The following is a 3400-nucleotide window of genomic DNA, read 5'->3' as shown; positions in this document are numbered from 1 at the left end:
GGGTCGAGCGGGTGCTTGTCGGCCAGCGTGGTCACGCGGGCGGCGAGCGTCTTGGCCTTGGCCTCGTCGAAGTCCGGCAGCAGCGCCTCGGCGATGATGTCGGCGACCTCGGTGAAGTCCTCGGCGGTGAAGCCGCGGGTGGCCAGTGCCGGCGTGCCGATGCGCAGGCCGGAGGTGACCATCGGCGGGCGCGGGTCGTTCGGCACCGCGTTGCGGTTGACGGTGATGCCGATCTCGTGGAGCCGGTCCTCCGCCTGCTGGCCGTCGAGCTCGCTGTTGCGCAGGTCGACCAGGACGAGGTGGACGTCGGTGCCGCCGGAGAGGACGGACACGCCGGCGTCGACGGCGTCCTGCCGGAGGAGGCGCTCGGCGAGCAGCTTGGCGCCCTCCAGGGTGCGCTGCTGGCGCTCCTTGAACTCCTCGGTCGCGGCGATCTTGAACGCGACGGCCTTGGCGGCGATCACGTGCTCCAGCGGGCCGCCCTGCTGGCCGGGGAAGACCGCGGAGTTGATCTTCTTGGCGTGCTCCTGCTTGGACAGGATGACGCCGCCGCGGGGGCCGCCGAGGGTCTTGTGGGTCGTGGTGGTGACCACGTCCGCGTACGGCACCGGGTTGGGGTGCAGCCCGGCGGCGACCAGACCGGCGAAGTGCGCCATGTCGACCATCAGCAGCGCGCCGACCTCGTCGGCGACACGGCGGAAGGCGGCGAAGTCGAGCTGGCGCGGGTAGGCGGACCAGCCGGCGATGATCAGCTGCGGGCGGTGCTCCTTGGCGAGGCGCTCGACCTCCTCCATGTCGACGAGGTTGGTCTTCTCGTCGACATGGTAGGCGACCACGTTGTACAGCTTGCCGGAGAAGTTGATCCGCATGCCGTGGGTGAGGTGACCGCCGTGGGCCAGGTCCAGGCCCATGATGGTGTCGCCCGGCTTGAGCAGGGCGAACATGGCGGCGGCGTTCGCGGAGGCGCCGGAGTGCGGCTGCACGTTCGCGGCCTCGGCGCCGAACAGCGCCTTGATGCGGTCGCGGGCGATCGTCTCGACGACGTCGACGTGCTCGCAGCCGCCGTAGTAGCGGCGGCCGGGGTAGCCCTCGGCGTACTTGTTGGTGAGAACCGAGCCCTGGGCCTGGAGGGACGCGACGGGAGCGAAGTTCTCCGAGGCGATCATCTCGAGGGTGGACTGCTGACGGTGGAGTTCGGCGTCGACGGCGGCGGCGACGTCCGGGTCCACCTCGTGGAGTGAGCTGTTCAGAAGCGACATCAGATCTCAGGTCCGATCTTGGTCGGCTGGAAGGTGGGCTGCCCCCGGCCGCGCGGCCGGGGAAGGGCTCAGTTGCCGGTGAAGGACGCGTACTCGTCGGCGGACATCAGGCCCGCCGGCTCGTCGGTGACCTTCACCTTGAACAGCCAACCGCCCGTGAAGGGGGCGGAGTTCACCAGCGCCGGGTCGTCCACGACATCCTGGTTGACCTCGACGACCTCGCCGGTGACCGGCGAGTACAGGTCGCTGACAGACTTGGTCGACTCCAGCTCACCGCAGGTCTCGTCGGCGGTGACGGTGTCGCCGACCTCCGGGAGCTGCACGTAGACGACGTCACCGAGCGCGTTGGCGGCGTGCTCGGTGATGCCGACCGTCGAGACGCCGCCCTCGGCGTCCGACAGCCACTCGTGCTCCTTGCTGTAGCGAAGCTGCTGGGGGTTGTTCATGGTGTGGATTCTCCCGGATGAGGGTGGTGAAGGTGAAACCGGTCTTCAGGGATGGGACGGCCGGTGGGACGCGTGGACACCGGTGACGACGTGCTCAGTCTCCGGTATGGCGCGGCCCGGGGCGCGGAGCCCGGGCGCGGGTCAGCGCTCGCGCTTGTAGAACGGCAGGGCGACGACCCGGTACGGCTCGTGGCTGCCCCGGATGTCGACGCCGACGGCCGGCTCGGCGCCTTCGGCGGTCGGCTCGGCGTGCGCGGCGTCGACGTAGGCGATGGCGATCGGCTTGCCGAGGGTGGGGGAAGGGGCGCCGGAGGTGACCTCGCCGATCACCGCGCCGCCGTCGAGCGCCACCACGGGGAAGCCGGCGCGCGGCACCCGGCGGCCCTCGGCGATGAGGCCGACGAGCTTGCGGGGCGGGTTCTGCGCGGCCTGCTCGGCGGCGGCCTCCAGCGGCTCGCGGCCCACGAAGCGGCCGTTGTTGGTGGTCTTCTCGAACTTCACGACGCGGCCCAGACCGGCGTCGAAGGGGGTGGTGTCGCGGGTCAGCTCGTGCCCGTACAGCGGCATGCCGGCCTCCAGGCGGAGGGTGTCCCGGCAGGACAGGCCGCAGGGGACGAGGCCGGCGTCCTTGCCGGCGTCGAGCAGCGCGGTCCACACCTTCTCGGCGTCGGCGGGGGCGAGGAAGAGCTCGAAGCCGTCCTCACCGGTGTAGCCGGTGCGGGCGATCAGCGCGTTCGCGCCGGCGACGGTGCCGGGCAGGCCGGCGTAGTACTTCAGCCCGTCCAGGTCGGCGTCGGTGAGGGTGCGCAGGACGCCGGCGGCCTCCGGGCCCTGGATGGCGAGCAGCGCGTAGGCGTCCCGGTCGTCGCGGACGGCGGCGTCGAAGCCGGCCTGCCGCTCGATGAGGGCGTCGAGGACGACCTGGGCGTTGGAGGCGTTGGCGACCACCATGTAGTGCGGCTGGCCGTCCACGCCGTCGGCGAGCCGGTAGACGATCAGGTCGTCCATGATGCCGCCGCGCTCGTCGCAGATCATCGTGTAGCGGGCGCGGCCCGGCTTGAGCGCGGACAGGTTGCCGACGAGGGCGTGGTCCAGCAGCTCGCCGGCCTGCGGGCCGGTCACGGCGATCTCGCCCATGTGGGAGAGGTCGAAGAGCCCGGCGCGCTCGCGGACGGCGTTGTGCTCGTCGCGCTCGCTGCCGTAGCGCAGCGGCATGTCCCAGCCGGCGAAGTCCGTCATCGTCGCGCCGAGCGCGCGATGGACGGAGTCGAGGGCTGTCAGACGAAGGGTTTCAGACATTTTCTGGCTCCCAGGCAGGGGCGGACACGTCCTCCCCATCTGTCATCGGAACCTGAGAGGTTCGCCGCAGACCCGTTCGGGTCCGGCTTGCACCTTGGGTGGGGCGCCCGGTGAGGGGCGGCCGCTTTTCAGATCTGCCTCGCCCGCGCGGTACGGGGCCTGAGAGATTCAAGGGAGGACTTGCTCCTTCGGCGTCCCTTCCCACCGGCGGTGCCGGCGGCTCATCGAAGGGACTCTCCCGCGCGGGTTCAGTCGGCCGGTATGCAGTTGGCGCGCACATCATGACACGGACACCCCCTCCGGCGGCACCCTGGCTGTGGCACTCTGCACCGCGTGGGGCGGGGACGGCGGCCGTGCGGGCCGCCGGACGGCACCCCGGGACCTGTCTCTTATACA

3 protein-coding genes and 1 riboswitch are annotated in these 3400 nt (G+C 71.2%); all 3 genes read right to left on the bottom strand.

The window, feature by feature from the left end; translation table 11 throughout:
* Positions 1-1259: serine hydroxymethyltransferase (glyA, locus tag GL263_RS23710; RefSeq protein WP_182857783.1), on the bottom strand; the 1259-nt coding region annotated here is incomplete at its 3' end.
* 68 nt (positions 1260-1327) lie between these two features.
* Positions 1328-1705 carry a glycine cleavage system protein GcvH gene (gene gcvH / locus GL263_RS23705; RefSeq protein ID WP_182857782.1) on the bottom strand — a complete coding sequence of 126 codons (378 nt, stop codon included), beginning with the start codon at positions 1703-1705 and terminating at the stop codon, positions 1328-1330.
* A 141-nt stretch (positions 1706-1846) separates the two neighbouring features.
* Positions 1847-3004: a glycine cleavage system aminomethyltransferase GcvT gene (gcvT, locus tag GL263_RS23700; RefSeq protein ID WP_182857781.1), complete on the bottom strand. Its 1158-nt coding sequence runs from the start codon at positions 3002-3004 to the stop codon at positions 1847-1849.
* 138 nt (positions 3005-3142) lie between these two features.
* Positions 3143-3255: riboswitch (glycine riboswitch) on the bottom strand.
* Between the last annotated feature and the right edge of the window lie 145 nt (positions 3256-3400).

Origin of the sequence: Streptomyces durbertensis, from assembly GCF_014156695.1 — a bacterium.
GTDB classification, from domain to species: domain Bacteria; phylum Actinomycetota; class Actinomycetes; order Streptomycetales; family Streptomycetaceae; genus Streptomyces; species Streptomyces durbertensis.
The sequence above is the reverse complement of the archived record's forward strand: the minus strand, read 5'-3'. Positions and strand labels throughout refer to the sequence as shown.